The sequence below is a fragment of the Micromonospora sp. LOL_023 genome (assembly GCF_048060115.1).
Lineage (GTDB): Bacteria > Actinomycetota > Actinomycetes > Mycobacteriales > Micromonosporaceae > Micromonospora_E.
In genome coordinates this window covers 72,981-89,365 of the sequence record NZ_JBHMIM010000027.1, presented here as the reverse complement: position 1 = coordinate 89,365, position 16,385 = coordinate 72,981, and the positions used below count along the sequence as shown (strand labels likewise).

General features: G+C 71.1%; 15 protein-coding genes. 1 reads left to right on the top strand and 14 read right to left on the bottom strand.

Annotation, left to right across the window (positions count from 1 at the left end; translation table 11 throughout):
- Positions 1–262 precede the first annotated feature (262 nt).
- The 8 genes from pyrF to pyrR form a co-directional block, all read right to left on the bottom strand.
- Entirely contained in the window at positions 263–1,102 is an 840-nt protein-coding gene (pyrF, locus tag ACFHVL_RS16565; protein ID WP_416628839.1) for an orotidine-5'-phosphate decarboxylase, read from the bottom strand.
- Positions 1,103–1,141: 39 nt separating this feature from the next.
- Positions 1,142–2,527 carry an adenosylmethionine--8-amino-7-oxononanoate transaminase gene (gene bioA, locus ACFHVL_RS16560; RefSeq protein WP_416628837.1) on the bottom strand — a complete coding sequence of 462 codons (1,386 nt, stop codon included), beginning with the start codon at positions 2,525–2,527 and terminating at the stop codon, positions 1,142–1,144.
- Positions 2,524–3,594 carry a quinone-dependent dihydroorotate dehydrogenase gene (locus ACFHVL_RS16555; protein WP_416628835.1) on the bottom strand — a complete coding sequence of 357 codons (1,071 nt, stop codon included), beginning with the start codon at positions 3,592–3,594 and terminating at the stop codon, positions 2,524–2,526. The genes bioA and ACFHVL_RS16555 overlap by 4 nt, the downstream gene beginning before the upstream one ends.
- The gene (gene carB, locus ACFHVL_RS16550; RefSeq protein ID WP_416628833.1) at positions 3,591–6,932 is read right to left on the bottom strand and encodes a carbamoyl-phosphate synthase large subunit; all 3,342 of its coding nucleotides are present in this window, start codon (positions 6,930–6,932) and stop codon (positions 3,591–3,593) included. Before carB ends, ACFHVL_RS16555 begins: the two co-directional genes overlap by 4 nt.
- Complete coding sequence (carA, locus tag ACFHVL_RS16545; RefSeq protein WP_416628831.1) at positions 6,925–8,088, bottom strand: glutamine-hydrolyzing carbamoyl-phosphate synthase small subunit; 1,164 nt, start codon at positions 8,086–8,088, stop codon at positions 6,925–6,927. The genes carB and carA overlap by 8 nt, the downstream gene beginning before the upstream one ends.
- Complete coding sequence (locus tag ACFHVL_RS16540) at positions 8,085–9,383, bottom strand: dihydroorotase (RefSeq protein WP_326554081.1); 1,299 nt, start codon at positions 9,381–9,383, stop codon at positions 8,085–8,087. The genes carA and ACFHVL_RS16540 overlap by 4 nt, the downstream gene beginning before the upstream one ends.
- Before the next feature lie 77 nt (positions 9,384–9,460).
- On the bottom strand, positions 9,461–10,387 hold the full coding sequence (locus ACFHVL_RS16535; protein WP_416628829.1) for an aspartate carbamoyltransferase catalytic subunit: 927 nt from the start codon (positions 10,385–10,387) through the stop codon (positions 9,461–9,463).
- A complete protein-coding gene (gene pyrR / locus ACFHVL_RS16530; RefSeq protein WP_416628827.1) occupies positions 10,387–11,004 on the bottom strand; it encodes a bifunctional pyr operon transcriptional regulator/uracil phosphoribosyltransferase PyrR in 618 nt (205 codons plus the stop codon). Before pyrR ends, ACFHVL_RS16535 begins: the two co-directional genes overlap by 1 nt.
- A 288-nt stretch (positions 11,005–11,292) precedes the next feature.
- Here pyrR and ACFHVL_RS16525 point away from each other — a divergent pair, with 288 nt between their 5' ends.
- Positions 11,293–11,781 carry a transcriptional regulator gene (locus ACFHVL_RS16525; protein ID WP_326554083.1) on the top strand — a complete coding sequence of 163 codons (489 nt, stop codon included), beginning with the start codon at positions 11,293–11,295 and terminating at the stop codon, positions 11,779–11,781.
- 163 nt (positions 11,782–11,944) lie between these two features.
- Here ACFHVL_RS16525 and nusB read toward each other — a convergent pair whose 3' ends face one another.
- The 6 genes from nusB to aroC are packed head-to-tail and all read right to left on the bottom strand — an operon-like array spanning position 11,945 to position 16,240.
- Positions 11,945–12,352, bottom strand: a complete 408-nt coding sequence (gene nusB / locus ACFHVL_RS16520) for a transcription antitermination factor NusB (RefSeq protein ID WP_416628850.1) — start codon at positions 12,350–12,352, stop codon at positions 11,945–11,947.
- Between the two features lie 23 nt (positions 12,353–12,375).
- Positions 12,376–12,933, bottom strand: coding sequence for an elongation factor P (gene efp / locus ACFHVL_RS16515; RefSeq protein WP_416628825.1), 558 nt, complete (start codon positions 12,931–12,933; stop codon positions 12,376–12,378).
- Positions 12,934–12,991: 58 nt separating this feature from the next.
- Positions 12,992–13,435 (bottom strand): type II 3-dehydroquinate dehydratase, encoded by a 444-nt coding sequence (gene aroQ / locus ACFHVL_RS16510; protein WP_416628824.1) that lies wholly within the window; start codon positions 13,433–13,435, stop codon positions 12,992–12,994.
- Complete coding sequence (gene aroB / locus ACFHVL_RS16505) at positions 13,432–14,511, bottom strand: 3-dehydroquinate synthase (RefSeq protein ID WP_416628822.1); 1,080 nt, start codon at positions 14,509–14,511, stop codon at positions 13,432–13,434. The genes aroQ and aroB overlap by 4 nt, the downstream gene beginning before the upstream one ends.
- Positions 14,512–14,522: 11 nt before the next feature.
- Complete coding sequence (locus tag ACFHVL_RS16500; protein WP_416628821.1) at positions 14,523–15,062, bottom strand: shikimate kinase; 540 nt, start codon at positions 15,060–15,062, stop codon at positions 14,523–14,525.
- The gene (gene aroC, locus ACFHVL_RS16495) at positions 15,062–16,240 is read right to left on the bottom strand and encodes a chorismate synthase (RefSeq protein WP_416628819.1); all 1,179 of its coding nucleotides are present in this window, start codon (positions 16,238–16,240) and stop codon (positions 15,062–15,064) included. Before aroC ends, ACFHVL_RS16500 begins: the two co-directional genes overlap by 1 nt.
- Positions 16,241–16,385: the final 145 nt, after the last annotated feature.

Here is a 16,385-nt window from a genome sequence, read left to right as displayed (position 1 = left end):
GGCGATTCCCACACATCTTGACCGTTCCGGACACCGCGCCCGGTGATCAGAGCCTTACCCGGAAAGGCTCAGTGACGGGAGCGGCACCAGTTCTCCTCAGGTCCCTATCGCGACGGGCGGATCGCACCGCCGCATCTGTGAAACGTGGTGTGGCTGGGAACCAAAGGGGCATGTGGTTCCCAGCGCCGGGAAAACTAGCGGTCAGCGACGTTTTCGGCAACGTGGGCACACGGCCATCACCTTGTGGTGATGGCCCACTTACTCAGATCGGACCGCTCAGAACGGCCCGACACTTAGCAAGCGTCCGTTCGGCTGACGCCCGCAGTCCGGACAGTTCCGGGCCGCTGTTCAGAACCTCTCTGGAGTACGAGGGAAGCACTGCGGAAAGGGCTTGCCCGAACACGGAGCGCAGGTCCTCGGGTCGCCCACCCTGCACACCCAGCCCCGGCGCTAGCAGAGATCCATTGACACGGGACAGTTCGTGGCCGGTGTCACCAACGGTCGCACCGACCACCAGACCGAAACTCCCGATTGGCTCCGCACCCACGTTGAGCTGCGAAATCTCATCGATCACCATCTGCGCGACCGTGCGCCCATCGGACACTCGTGCATGTTGCACCGCGCGTCCCTCGGGATTCGAGGTGAGTGCGAGCACGAAAACTCCACCGCCGTGCTTGGCCGCCAGATCGAACATCGGCGCCAGTGCGCCGACGCCCAGGTACGGGCTGGCGGTGACCGCATCGACGGCCAACGGGCTCGCCGGATCGAGGTACGCCGCAGCGTAGGCGGCGGCGGTCGAACCGATGTCGCCGCGTTTCACATCGAGCAGCACCAGGACTCCGGCCGCACGCAACTGTCGGATAGTTGACTCAAGGACTGCGATGCCTGCCGAGCCGAAACGCTCGAAGAAGGCCGACTGCGGCTTCGCCACCGCGACCACGTCACCAAGTGCCTCCACCACCGTCGCGGCGAACCTCGACAGGCCCTCGACGTCGTCCGGCAGCCCCCATCGGGCCAGCAGTTCGGGGTGCGGGTCGATGCCCACACAGAGCGGCCCCCGGACGGCCATCGCCCGGTGCAGTCGCTGACCAAATGTCTCCATCGGCATTCCCTCCACCCGGGCGGTACCGCCGGGCCAAGCTCAGCGCGGTACCGCGACGGCCGCAGCCGCCATCGCGCGGACGATCCGCGCGACGTCGTCGTCCTCCGCCAGATAGGGCGGCATTGTGTAGATCAGGTCCCGGAACGGCCGCAGCCACACCCCGGCGGCCACCGCGGCGGCGGTGGCCGCCGACAGGTCGACCGGACGGTCGAGCTGCACCACGCCGATGGCGCCGAGGACGCGGACGTCGCGTACCCCGGGCAGACCGGCAACCGGGGCGAGCCCGGCCCGCAGCGCGGCCTCGACCCGGCGCACCGACTCCTGCCAGTACGGCCGGACCGGGCCGTCAGGCCCGTCAGCCCTGTCAGGACCGGCGGGACGGCCCGGGTCGGCCGGCAGCGTGGCCGGTGCCCGCAGCAGCTCGATCGAGGCATTGGCGACCGCGCAGGCCAGCGGATTGCCCATGAAGGTCGGGCCGTGCGCCAGGACCCCGCCGGCGGAGATCCCAGCGGCCACCTCAGGCGTACACAGGGCGGCGGCCAGCGTCAGGTAGCCACCGGTCAGCGCCTTGCCCAGACAGAGCACGTCCGGCGTGACCCCGGCATGCTCGGCGGCGAAGAACGCCCCGGTCCGGCCGAACCCGGTGGCGATCTCGTCGAAGATCAGTAGCACGTCGTGGGCCGCGGTGACCTCGCGCAGCGCGCGCAGGTACGCCGGGTGATGAAAGCGCATCCCGCCGGTGCCCTGCACGACGGGCTCCACGATCACCGCCGCGAGTTCGTCGGCGTGCCGGGCGATGCCGTCGACCAACTCGGCAAGGTAGTGCTCGTCGGGTGGCCCGCCGAAACCGTCCGGTGGTGCGCCGACGAACACCTGCGCCGGCAGCACCCCACGCCACAGGTGGTGCATTCCGCCCTCGGGGTCGCACACGCTCATCGGATGGAAGGTGTCGCCGTGATAGCCGCCCCGCCAGGTGGCCAACCGCCGCTTGCCGGGCCGGCCCCGGGCCAACTGGTACTGCAGGCACATCTTGATCGCGACCTCGACGCTGACCGAACCCGAGTCGCAGAGGAAGACGTGCTCCAGACCGGGCGGGGTGACCTCGACCAGGGTGCGGGCGAGCCGTACCGCTGGTTCGTGGGTCAGCCCGCCGAACATCACGTGCGCCATCCGGCCCAGCTGGTCGGTGACCGCGGCGTCGAGCACCGGATGGCGGTAGCCGTGCACGGCGGCCCACCACGACGACATGCCGTCGATCAGCTCGCGGCCGTCGGCCAGCCGCAGCCGTACCCCGGCCGCGCTGTCGACCAGCAGAGGTGCCACGGCCGGCGGCAGGGCCGCGTACGGGTGCCAGACGTGCCGACCGTCCAACTCCAGCAACGTCGCCGGATCCGGCCCACCCGCAACCGGCGACGCGGTGTTCATCGTCCCTGTGCCTGCCGGGCGATCGCCCGCACCAGCGCCGGGCCGCGATAGATGAAGCCGGTGTAGAGCTGCACCAGGCTGGCCCCGGCGTCGAACATCCGGGCCGCGTCGTCCGGGTCGAGGATGCCGCCGACGCCGATGACCGGCAGCCGACCGTTGGTCTCCCGGTGTACGAAGGAGACCACCTCGCGGGACCGCCCGGTCAACGGGCGGCCGGACAGACCGCCGGCCTCCCTCGCGCGAGCGGTGTCGGCGGCGGCCAGGCCGGTGCGCGCCAGGGTCGTGTTGGTGGCGATCACCCCGGCGGCACCTCGGGCCAGGCAGACCTCCAGCAATTCGGCGATGGCCGGCTCGGACAGGTCCGGCGCGATCTTGACCAGGATGGGTCGCTCCCCCACCAGGGTGGCCAGCAGGGTGTCCAGGTGGGCCCGGTCCTGCAGCTGGCGCAGTCCGGAGGTGTTCGGCGACGAGACGTTGATCGCGAAGTACTGGCCGTACGCGCTGAGCGCCTTGTACGCGGCCAGGTAGTCGTCGACCGCCTCCTCGATCGGGGCGATCTTCGACTTGCCGAGCGAGATACCCAGCGGCACCGGGCGGTCGGCGTGCGCCGGATGGGACCGGCCGAACCCGGGCCGGTCGGACAGCGGGCCGAGGACCGCCAGCCGGTCGGCGAGTGCCTCGGCACCGGCGTTGTTGAACCCCATCCGGTTGATCACCGCTCCGCTGGCCGGCAGCCGGAACAGCCGGGGTCGGGCGTTGCCCGGCTGTGCATGGGCGGTCACCGTGCCGACCTCGACGAAGCCGAAGCCGAGTGCCGGCCAGGCGGGCAGCGCCCGACCGTCCTTGTCCATCCCGGCGGCGAGCCCGACCGGGTTGGGAAAGTCGACCCCGAAGACGGTACGCGGCGCGGCGACCGCGTACCGGGCGCGCAGCACGGCCAGCGCCACCGGCTGGCGGGCGAGGGCGGCCAGCCGGCGCAGTGTCCACTCGTGGGCGGTCTCGGCGTCACCGCCGCCGAGCCGGAACAGCGCCGACCGGGCCAGCCGGTAGCCGCCGGCGCCGCTCACCGCCCGGCCTGCCGGGCGGCGATCTCCGGACGCAGCGCGGCGTGCAACTCCTGCAGTGGCCGGACCGCCATCTCACCGTTGATCACGGCCTCGATGCCCATCACCGCTGCGGCGACCCCGGGCACGGTGGTGACACAGGGGGTGTCCGCGCTGACCGCCGCGCTACGAATCTCGTACCCGTCGGAGCGGGCGCTGGCCCCGGAGCCCTGCGGCGTGTTGATCACCAGGGCGATCTCCCCGGCGGCGATCAGCGACACCGCGTCCGGTTGGCCGTCGACAGCCTCCTCCCAGTGTTTGCGGGCCAACTCACAGGCGATGCCGTGGCGGCGCAGCACCTCGGCGGTGCCGGCGGTGGCGACGATCTCGAATCCGAGGTCGGCCAGCCGCTTCACTGGGAAGATCATCGATCGTTTGTCCCGGTTGGCCACCGACACGAAGATCTTTCCGCTGGTCGGCAACGACCCGTACGCGGCGGCCTGCGACTTGGCGAACGCGTTGCCGTACGCCGGGTCGATGCCCATCACCTCACCGGTGGACTTCATCTCCGGGCCGAGCAGCGAGTCGACGCCGTGCCCGGCGCGGGTGCGGAAGCGCTTGAACGGCAGCACCGCCTCCTTGACCGCGATCGGCGCGTCCGGCGGCAGGGTGCCGCCGTCCCCGGTGGCCGGCAACATCCCCTCGGCGCGCAACTCGGCGACGGTGGCGCCGAGCATGATCCGGGCCGCCGCCTTCGCCAGCGGCACCGCGGTGGCCTTGGAGACGAACGGCACGGTACGCGAGGCGCGCGGGTTGGCCTCCAGGACGTACAGCACGTCGTCCTTGAGCGCGTACTGCACGTTGAGCAGGCCGCGCACCCCGACGCCCCGGGCGATCCGCTCGGTGTAGTGCCGGATCGTGGCCAGATGCGACGCGGCCAGGGTGATCGGCGGCAACGCGCAGGACGAGTCGCCGGAGTGAATGCCGGCCTCCTCGATGTGTTCCATCACCCCGCCGAGGTAGACCTCACCGGTGGCGTCGCAGAGCGCGTCCACGTCGATCTCGATGGCGTCGTCGAGGAACCGGTCGACCAGCACCGGATGCTCCGGGGAGATGTCGGTGGCCCGGCCGATGTAGTCGTGCAGCGTCGCGTCGTCGTAGACGATCTCCATGCCGCGGCCGCCGAGCACGTACGACGGGCGGACCAGCACCGGGTAGCCGATCTCGTCGGCGATCGCCTTGGCCTGATCGAAGGAGACGGCGGTGCCGTGCGCCGGGGCGCGCAGCCCCGCCCGGGCCAGCACCTGGCCGAACGCGCCACGCTCCTCGGCCAGGTGGATCGACTCCGGCGGGGTGCCGACGATCGGCATTCCGGCGTCGGCGAGCCGCTGCGCCAGCCCGAGCGGTGTCTGCCCGCCCAGTTGCACGATCACCCCGACCACGCCGGGACCGCCGGCCGCCGTACCGGCGGTGTTCTCGGCCTGCCAGACCTCCAGCACGTCCTCGAAGGTGAGTGGCTCGAAGTAGAGCCGATCGGCGGTGTCGTAGTCGGTGGAGACCGTCTCCGGGTTGCAGTTGACCATCACGGTCTCGAAGTCGGCGAGCGCCATCACCGCGTGCACGCAGGAGTAGTCGAACTCGATCCCCTGCCCGATGCGGTTCGGCCCGGAGCCGAGGATCAGCACCTTCGGCCGGTCCGACGGGGCGACCTCGGTCTCGGCGTCGTAGCTGGAGTAGTGGTACGGCGTGCGGGCGGCGAACTCGGCCGCGCAGGTGTCGACGGTCTTGAAGACCGGGCGCAGGCCGAGCCGGTGCCGCAGGGTGCGTACCCCGTCCTCGCCGGCCAGCTCTGGGCGCAGCGCGGCGATCTGCCGGTCGGACAGCCCGGCCCGCTTGGCCCGGCGCAGCAGCGCGGCGTCGAGCACCGGCGCGGCCTCGATCTCGGCGCGCAGCCCGACCAGGCCGGCGATCTCCTCCAGGAACCAGGGGTCGATACCGCCGGAGGCCTCGCTGACCTGGGCGACGCTCGCGCCCAGCCGCAGCGCCCGCTCGACGGTGTAGAGCCGGCCGTCGTGTGGCACGCCCAGCTCGGCCAGCGTGGACTCGACGGTGGCGCCGGCCGGGTCGGGCACCGTCCAGAATCCGGCGGCCTTGGTCTCCATCGAGCGCATCGCCTTGTTCAGCGCCTCGGTGAAGTTGCGGCCCAGGCTCATCGCCTCGCCGACGGACTTCATCGTGGTGGTGAGCTCCGGGTCGGCGCCGGGGAACTTCTCGAACGCGAACCGGGGAATCTTGACCACCACGTAGTCGAGCACCGGCTCGAACGCCGCCGGGGTCTGCTTGGTGATGTCGTTGGGGATCTCGTCGAGGGTGTAGCCGATGGCCAGCTTGGCGGCGATCTTGGCGATCGGGAAGCCGGTCGCCTTGCTGGCCAGTGCCGACGAGCGCGACACCCGGGGGTTCATCTCGATCACGACGAGTCGGCCGGTCTGCGGGTGCACCGCGAACTGGATGTTGCAACCGCCGGTGTCGACGCCGACCTCGCGCAGCACCGCGATTCCCATGTCGCGCATCTGCTGGTACTCGCGGTCGGTGAGGGTCATCGCCGGGGCGACGGTGACGCTGTCGCCGGTGTGCACCCCCATCGGGTCGATGTTCTCGATCGAGCAGACCACCACCACGTTGTCGTTGCGGTCGCGCATCAGCTCAAGCTCGTACTCCTTCCAGCCGAGCACGCTCTCCTCGATGAGTACCTCGTGCACCGGGGAGGCGGCCAGCCCGGCACCGGCGATACGCTCCAGGTCGGCCGGGGTGTGCGCCATGCCCGAGCCGAGCCCGCCCATGGTGAACGACGGCCGGATGACCACCGGCAGACCCAGCTCGGTGGCGGTGTCGCGGACCTCGGCCATGCTGTGGCAGACCCGGCTGCGCGGGGTCTCGCCGCCGGCGGTGGCCACGATGTCCTTGAACAGCTGCCGGTCCTCGCCGCGGCGGATCGCGTCGATGTTGGCACCGATCAGCTCCACGCCGTACTTGTCGAGCACGCCCGCGGAGTGCAGGGCGACCGCGGTGTTCAGCGCGGTCTGCCCGCCGAGGGTGGGCAGCAGCGCGTCGGGGCGCTCACGGGCGATGACCAGCTCGACGAACTCGGGGGTGATCGGCTCGACGTAGGTGGCGTCGGCGAACTCGGGGTCGGTCATGATGGTCGCCGGGTTGGAGTTGACCAGCGACACGCGCAGCCCTTCGGCGCGCAGCACCCGGCACGCCTGGGTGCCGGAGTAGTCGAACTCGCAGGCCTGGCCGATGATGATCGGCCCAGAGCCGATCACCATGACATGCTGCAGATCTGTCCGCTTAGGCATGCTTTCCCTCGATCAGCTCGACGAACCGGTCGAACAGGTAGTCCGCGTCGTGCGGGCCGGCCGCCGCTTCCGGGTGGTACTGGACGGTGAACGCCGGCACGTCGCGTGCCCGCAGCCCCTCGACCACGTCGTCGTTGAGGCACACGTGGCTCACCTCGACGCCGCCGAAATCGGTGTCGATCACCGTGTTCAGCGGAGCGTCCACGGCGAACCCGTGGTTGTGGCTGGTCACCTCGACCTTGCCGGTGATGCGGTCGAGCACCGGCTGGTTGATGCCGCGGTGGCCGTAGCCGAGCTTGTAGGTGTCGAAGCCCAGTGCCCGGCCGAGGATCTGCGAGCCGAAGCAGATGCCGAACAGCGGCGTACCCCGGGCCATCACCTGCCGGGCCAGTTCGACCGCGTGGTGTGCGGTGGCCGGGTCGCCGGGGCCGGGTGAGAAGAACACCGCGTCCGGGCCGGTGGCCAGGATCTCGTCCAGCGTCGAGGCGGCCGGCAACACGTGGGTGGTCACCCCACGCTGGGCCAGCCGGCGCGGCACGTTGCGCTTGATGCCCAGGTCCAGTGCGGTGACGGTGTAGCGGTGCTCGCCCCGGGCGGTGACCGTGTACGGCTCGGCGGTGGTCACCTCGGCGGACAGGTCGGCACCGACCATCTGCGGGGCGGACCGGACCCGGGCCAGCAGCTCCTGCGGGTCGTCGGTGCGGCTGGACACACCGACCCGCATCGCGCCCTTGTCGCGCAGGTGGCGGGTGAGCGCCCGGGTGTCGACCCCGCAGATACCGACGACGCCCTCGTCGGCCAGCCGCTGCTCCAGGTCGCCGGTGGACCGCCAGTTCGACGGCCGGCGGGCCGGGTCGCGCACCACGTACCCGGCGACCCAGATCCGGTCGGACTCGTCGTCGGCGCTGTTGACTCCGGTGTTGCCGATGTGCGGTGCGGTCTGCACCACCACCTGCCGGTGGTACGACGGGTCGGTCAACGTCTCCTGGTAGCCGGTCATCGCGGTGGTGAAGACCGCCTCGCCGAAGGTCTCCCCGATCGCGCCGTAGCTCTCGCCGGGGAAGATCCGACCGTCCTCGAGTACCAGCAGCGCCGGCCGACGCGGCCGGCTGCCGTTCGCGGCGGGGTCGGTGGGGGTCGTGGTCGGGTCGCTCATCGCACGGCCTTTCCGTCGAGCACGGTCGCCTGGCCGTGCAGGAAGGTGGCGACCACCTGGCCGGGCAGCACCATCCGTGCGTACGGGGTGTTGCGGCTACGGCTGGCCGACTCACCCGGATCGACGGTCCGGCTGGCGGCCGGGTCGACCAGGGTGAGGTTCGCCGGGACGCCCGGCGCGGGGGTGTGCCCGTGCGCGGTCAGCCCGGCGATCCGGGCCGGGGCCCGGGACATCCGCTCGGCAATCAGATCCCAGTCTGGTTCACCGTCGGCGTCGTGCAGCGCGGTCGTGAGCAGCACCACCGACAGCGCGGTCTCCAACCCGAGCATGCCGGGTCGGGCGTACGCCCATTCGCACTCTTTGTCCTCGACCGCGTGTGGTGCGTGGTCGGTCGCGACGATGTCGATGACGCCCTCGGCGAGCGCGGCGCGCAGCGCCGCCACGTCCGTACCGGTGCGCAGCGGCGGGTTGACCTTGAACACCGGGTCGTAGCCCGCCGGGGCCTCGTGGGTGAGCAGCAGGTGGTGCGGGGTGACCTCGGCGGTGATCCGCACCCCGCGGGCCTTGGCCTGGCGGACGATCTCCACGCTGCCGGCGGTGGACAGGTGGCAGACGTGCAACCGGCTGCCGACGTGCTCGGCGAGCAGCGCGTCGCGGGCGATGATCGCCTCCTCGGCCACCGCCGGCCAGCCGGTGAGCCCGAGCCGGGTGGAGACCTCACCCTCGTGCATCTGGGCGCCTTCGGTCAGCCGTGGCTCCTCGGCGTGCTGGGCGATGATGCCGTCGAACGCCTTGACGTACTCCAGGGCCCGGCGCATCAGCCGGGGGTCGGCGACGCAGTGCCCGTCGTCGGAGAAGATCCGGACAGTGGCCGCGGAATCGGCCATCGCGCCCAGTTCGGCGAGGTGCTCACCGGCCAGTCCGACGGTGACCGCGCCGATCGGCTGCACGTCGACCAGGCCGGCCTGCCGGCCCAGCCGCCAGACCTGCTCGACGACGCCGGCGGTGTCGGCCACCGGCGAGGTGTTGGCCATCGCACAGACCGCGGTGTAGCCGCCGAGCGCGGCGGCCCGCGACCCGGTCTCGACCGTCTCGGCGTCCTCGCGACCCGGCTCGCGCAGGTGGGTGTGCAGGTCGACCAGGCCGGGCAACGCGACGAGACCGTCGGCGTCGATCACCTGGGCGTCGGCGGCGGTCAGCCCGGGACCGGCCTCGGCGACGACGCCGTCGCGCAACAGCAGGTCGGCGCGGTCCCGGCCGAGGACGCGGACCCCCTTGATCAGGTACGGGCGCACAGCGAGATCCTTTCCGTGGTCAGCGTGGGGTCCGTGGGAGACGCGAGGTGTTCGAGGTGGGCGGTTACCGCTGCGCCTCACGCGCCGCGTCCGCCCAGCAGCAGGTAGAGCACGGCCATCCGGACGCTTACCCCGTTGGCGACCTGTTCCACGATGGTGGAGCGGGGCGAGTCGGCGACGTCGGCGGAGATCTCCATGCCGCGGTTCATCGGGCCGGGATGCATGACGATCGCGTGTTCGGGCATCCGACGCAGTCGGGCGCCGTCCAGTCCGTAGCGGCGGGCGTACTCGCGGGCGGACGGGAAGTACGAGTCGGCCATCCGCTCGTGCTGGACCCGCAGCATCATCACCACGTCGGCGGTGGGCAGCGCGGCGTCGAGGTCGTAGCCGACCTGCACGCCGGGGGCGAGCGCGGCGACGATGTCGACCGGGATCAACGGTGGTGGTCCGACCAGGGTGACCTTCGCCCCGAGGGTCGCCAGCAGCAACACGTTGGACCGGGCGACCCTGCTGTGCAGCACGTCGCCGACGATCACCACGTGCAGGCCGGCGAGGCGGCCCAGCCGGGCCCGGATGGTGTACGCGTCGAGCAGTGCCTGGGTGGGGTGCTCGTGGGTGCCGTCACCGGCGTTGACCACCGACCCGTCGACCCAGTTGGCGAGCCGGTGGGGCGCCCCGGAGGCGGGGTGGCGGATGACCACCGCGTCGGCACCCATCGCCTGCAGTGTCAGCGCGGTGTCCTTGAGGCTCTCGCCCTTGGAGACGCTGGACCCCTTCGCCGAGAAGTTGATGACGTCGGCGGAGAGCCGCTTCGCGGCGGCCTCGAACGAGATCCGGGTCCGGGTGGAGTCCTCGTAGAAGAGGTTGACCACGGTCCGGCCGCGCAGCGTGGGGAGCTTCTTGACCTCGCGGCCGGCCAACGAGGCGAGCTCCACCGCGGTGTCCAGGATCTGGGTGGCGGTGGCCGCGTCGAGGTCGGCACCGGACAGCAAGTGCTTGATCATCACTGTGCCCTCCCCGGCTGCGGGTCCTGCGGTGCGACACCGACGGAGCTGAACAGCCGCACCTCGTCGAGGCCGTCGGTCTCGGCGAGCAGCACCTTCACGTTCTCGCTGAGCGCGGTGGGGATGTTCTTGCCGACGTAGTCGGCCCGGATCGGCAGCTCCCGGTGGCCCCGGTCGACCAGGACCCCCAACTGCACCGAACTCGGCCGGCCGAGATTGCTGATGGCGTCCAGCGCGGCCCGTACCGTGCGGCCGGAGTAGAGCACGTCGTCGACCAGGATCACCCGCTGGCCGTCGATCCCGCCCGGCGGCAGATCGGTCGGGCCGACCGCCCGGGTGGCCTTGAGCCGCAGATCGTCCCGGAAAAGAGTGATGTCCAACACACCGACCGGCACACTGACGCCCTCGAATGTCCGAATTCGGGCGGCGAGACGGCGGGCGAGCGGAATGCCCCTGGTGGGGATGCCCAAGAGTACGGTGCGTTGTGCCCCGTTGGTCTTTTCAAGCACCTGATGGGCGATCCGGTCGACGACGCGTTGAATGTCTGCGCTGGTCAAGATGCACTTAACCGACTGTGGCATCGTCGTCGATGATTGGGTGGCCGATGGGTAGGCCACAGCGGACCTCCTTCCCCGCCTCACGGGACGGGTCGTTAAAGGATGTCGGGGGCACCGCCAGCCGGGCACCGGCTGGTCAGCGGTCACGGAGAACGTTACCAGTGTCCCGTTGCCGGGCAGCGCAGGGGCGCTGAGTGTCGCATCAGTAAGACGAAATTCCGGGCAAGTCGTTACGATCTTGCTCACTCATTACTATTCACCACTTGACCGCGCTTGCGAACCGCCGTACCGTCACGCTCCGTAGCGATCGCTGGGGAAAGCCCCGGGCAAAGCACTGGGAGAGTCCGAATGCCCTCTGAGTACGCCAAGTCGTTGGGCGCCCGCCTGCGCTCCATCCGTCAGCAGCAGGGGCTGTCCCTGCAGGGGGTGGAGGAGAAGTCGAACGGGCGCTGGAAGGCTGTCGTCGTCGGTTCCTACGAGCGTGGGGACCGGGCTGTCACCGTCTCCCGCCTCGCTGAACTGGCCGACTTCTACCGGGTACCCGTGTCGGAACTACTGCCGGACGGCAGTGGCGTCCGCCACGAACCCACCAGCAAGATCGTCCTGGATCTGGAACGGCTGTACGACGAAGCCGGCGAGGACCTCGCCTACGTCGCCCGGTACGCACGGGCGATCCAGCAGCAGCGTGGCGACTACAACGGCCGGGTGCTGTCCATCCGTGCCGACGACCTGCGGGCCCTGGCCATCGTGTACGACTCGTCGCCGTCCGGCCTGATCGAACGGCTGAACGAGCACGGCGTACTGGTCGCCGACCCGCGGGCGTTCTTCGCCTCCTGACGGGGGATTTCCACCTCCTGACGGCGACACACAGCGCTGGCGGGACCCGATCGGTGAATCGGGCCCCGCCAGCGCTGTAGCCGTTGCAGCAGGGCACCGGGCCGTCGCCGGGCCGGCCGACGCGGCTGGCCGTCGCCGCGGCTGGCCGGCCGGCGGATGGAAGCTAGTGCGGCGTGTACTCCGCGATCCGGTCCAGTAGGCCGTTGAGGAACCGGGGCGAGTCGTCGGTCGACATCTGCCGGGCCAACTCCACCGCCTCGGTGATCGCCACCGCATCGTCGATCTCGTCGACGTACAGCAACTCGTAGACGGCGATCCGGGCAAGGTTGCGATCCACCACCGGCATCCGGTCCAGCGTCCAGCCCTCGGCGTAGCTGCCGATCAGCTCGTCGATCCTGGCGCGGTAGGCCGCGACCCCCTCCACCAGGCCGATCGCGTAGTCGAGGTGTTCCGGACGCGGCGAGAGCCGGGCGATGTAGCCGACAAGCACCTGCGGCGGCGGCAGGTCCCGCAGGTCCGCCTCGTAGAGCACGTCGAGGGCCCGCTTACGCGCCTTGCGGCGTGCCGGCATCGAGGTCTTGGGACCCTCGGCCATCAGGCCCGGCCGAGGTAGCGGCCGTCGCGGGTGTCGACCTTGATCTTCTCACCGGTGGTGATGAACAGCGGCACCGGCACCGTGGCACCGGTCTCGACCGTCGCCGGCTTGGTGCCGCCGGTGGACCGGTCGCCCTGCAGACCCGGCTCCGTGTAGGTGACCTCGAGGATCACGCTGGTCGGCAGCTCGATGTACAGCGGCACGCCCTCGTGGGTGGCGACGGTCGCCTCGGCCTCCGGAAGCAGGTAGTTCGCGGCCTCACCGACCGTACCGCCAGGGACGGTGATCTGGTCGAAGGTCTCCAGATCCATGAAGACGTAGTCTTCGCCGTCGGCGTACAGGTACTGCATGGTCCGCTTGTCGACGGTGGCGGTGTCGACCTTGGTGCCCGCGTTGAAGGTCTTGTCGACCACCTTGCCGGAGAGCACGTTCTTCAGGGTGGTACGCACGAAAGCGCCGCCCTTGCCGGGCTTGACGTGCTGGAACTCCACGACGGACCACAGCTCGCCGTCGAGGTTGAGAACCAGCCCGTTCTTCAGGTCGTTGGTGGTGGCCATTTCCTGCCTTGATCTTCAATTGGCGACGGACCCGGCAAGTCTATCGGGCCGACGCGGATCAGCTGGGACGGGCCGCCGCGAGCTGGGCGATGTGCAGCAGCGCCAGCCGGTAGCCGTCGACGCCGAGCCCGCAGATGACCCCGGTCGCCACCGCCGACACCACCGAATGGTGCCGGAACTGCTCCCGGGCGTGGATGTTGGAGATGTGCACCTCGACCAGCGGGCCGCGCAGCAGCGCGCAGGCGTCGCGGACAGCGTACGAGTAGTGCGACCAGGCCGCCGGATTCAGCACCACGGCGGCCTCGGCGTCAGCGGCGGCGTGCAGCCAGCCCAGCATCTCGTGCTCGGCGTCGGTCTGGCGCACCTCGACGTCGAGCCCGGCGTCCCGGCCCACCTGCTCACACATCGCCACCAGGTCGGCGTAGCTGGTGGCCCCGTAGACGTCGACCTGGCGGCTGCCCAGCCGCCCGAGATTCGGACCGTTCAACACGTAGGTCTTCATGCCGTCGTCAGCTGCTGGTACGCCTCGGCGAGCAACGCGTCGTCGGGGCCGTCGAGTATGCCGGGACGAGCGAGCCCGTCAAGCACCACGAACCGCAGCCGAGAGCCCCGCGCCTTCTTGTCCACCCGCATGGTGGCCAGCAACTCCGGCCAGGCGTCGGCCCGGTAGCCGGTCGGCAACCCCAGCGCGGCCAGCACCGCTGTGTGCCGGTCGGCGACGCTGGCGTCCAGCCGCCCGGCCAGCCGGGCCAGCGTCGCGGCGTACACCAGGCCGACCGACACCGCGTGGCCGTGCCGCCAGCGAAACCCCTCGACCTTCTCGATCGCATGCGCCAGGGTGTGCCCGTAGTTGAGCACCTCCCGCAGCCCGGACTCCCGCAGGTCGCTGCCGACCACGTCGGCCTTGACCGCGATCGCGCGCTCGATCAACTCCCGCACCTGCGGGCCGACCGCGTCGGAGGCAGCCGCCGGACGGGCCTCGATCAGCTCCAGGATCGCCGGATCGGCGATGAAGCCGCACTTGACCACCTCGGCCAACCCGGCCACCAGATCCACCGGCGGCAGACCGGCCAGCAGGTCGAGGTCGCAGAGCACCCCGGCCGGCGGATGGAACGCCCCGACCAGGTTCTTTCCGGCCTCGGTGTTGATCCCGGTCTTGCCGCCCACCGCCGCGTCGACCATGCCCAGCAGGCTGGTCGCGACCGGCACCCACCGCACCCCACGCAGCCAACAGGCGGCGACGAACCCGGCCAGGTCGGTCACCGCGCCACCACCGACACCCACCACCGCATCGGTACGGGTGAAACCCACCGAGCCCAGCGCCGCCCAGCTCCGCGCGGCGACGTCGATGGACTTGCCGGCCTCGGCGTCGGGCACCTCGATCAGCAGGGGTCGGGCACCGGCGGACGCGCACGCGGCCGCGATCCGGTCGGCGTGTGCCTTCAGCGGCGGCGCGTGCAGCACCGCCACCCGGTCCGCGCCGGGCAGCAGCGTCGGCAACGTGTCGAGCAGGCCCCGACCGACCAGGACGTCGTACGGGCGGTCACCGGGCACCGGGATGCGGGTCGTCGAGTCCATCGGCACCGAGCCTAGTACGCCGGCTCGGCCGACGAAGCTCCCGGCCCGGTCGTGCGCAGCAGTGCCGCGACGTCGGCGGCGACCTGCTGCGGTGTGCGGCCGTCGGTATCCACCCGGTGCGTGGCGATCTGCTCGTACAGCGGCCGCCGCTGCTCCAGCAGATGTTTGAGGGTGGCCCGTGGGTTGATCGCCAGCAGCGGCCGGCCGCTGCTCAGACCGACCCGGCGTACCGCATCGGGGAGCTCGACGATCAGATAGACCACGGTCTGCCCGGCGAGCGCGACGCGGTTCTCCTCGGCGAGGACGGCCCCACCGCCGAGGGCGAGCACCCCGGGGAAGCTCCGCAGCGCCGCCCGTACCGCAGCCCGTTCCAGCGCCCGGAAATGCTCCTCGCCGTCGTCGACGAAGATGTCCGGGATCGGTTTGCCGGCCGCCGCGACGATGTCCGCGTCGGTGTCACGGAACTCGCAGCCGAGCAGCGCGGCCAGTGCCTCACCGGTGCTCGTCTTGCCTGAGCCGGGCGCGCCGACCAGCACGCAGACCGGTGCCATCAGCGGATCACCAGGTGGTCAAGGTACCCCGCCAGGTTACGCCGGATCTCGGCCACCGAGTCGCCGCCGAACTTCTCGGTCAGCGCCTCGGCCAGCACCAGCGCCACCATCGATTCGGCCACCACCGCCGCCGCCGGCACCGCGCACACGTCGGACCGCTGGTTGATCGCCGTCGCCGCCTCGCCGGTGGTCACGTCGACCGTCGACAGCGCCCGGTTCAGCGACGAGATCGGCTTCATCGCCGCGCGTACCCGCAGTGGCTCCCCGGTGCTGATGCCACCCTCCAGCCCGCCGGCCCGGTCGGTGACCCGACGCACCCCCGACGCGGTCGGGATGATCTCGTCGTGTGCGACCGAGCCTCGGGACCGGGCCTGCTGCCAGGCGTCGCCGATCTCCACACCCTTGATCGCCTGGATCGACATCACCGCGGTGGCCAGCCGGGCGTCGAGCTTGCGGTCCCACTGCACGTGGCTGCCCAGACCCGGCGGTACCCCGTAGGCGAGGACCTCGACGATCCCGCCGAGGGTGTCCGCGTCCCGCTTCGCGGCGTCGACCTCGGCGACCATCTGGGCACTCGCCTGCGGGTCGAGGCAGCGCAGCGGGTCGGCGTCGACCCGTTCGGCGTCCTCCGGGCGCGGCTGCACCCCGGGCTTGGCGGCGACCGAGCCCAACTCGACGACGTGCGACACGATCTCGATGCCGAGCGACTGGCGGCACAGTGCCCTGGCGACGGTGCCGACCGCGACCCGGGCCGCGGTCTCCCGGGCACTGGCCCGCTCCAGGATCGGCCGGGCGTCGGTGTGGCCGTACTTCTGCATGCCGGCCAGGTCGGCGTGACCCGGCCGCGGCCGGGTCAACGGTGCGTTGCGGGCCTGGCTGGCGAGCTCCGCCGGGTCGACCGGGTCGGCGGCCATCACCGTGCGCCACTTCGGCCACTCGGAATTGCCCACCCGGATCGCCACCGGGCTGCCCAGCGTCACGCCGTGCCGCAACCCGCCGATGATCTCGATCTCGTCCTGCTCGAAGCTCATCCGCGCGCCCCGGCCGTAGCCGAGTCGGCGTCGCCGCAGCTCACGACCGATCTCGGCGCTGGTCACCTCCACCCCGGCGGGGACGCCTTCGAGAAGAGCGACCAGGGCGGGGCCGTGGGATTCACCTGCAGTCAGCCAGCGCAACACGTCCGAAAGTGTGACACGGCCCGGTCGGCCGCCGGATCGGCACGGCACCCGCGTCCCGCCCTCCGGACACCGGCGGCCCGTCGCTCGCGTAGCCCGATCACCCGGCTTCGCACGTCCTCGGCCGCGGTGGGGTGATCTCGAGGGC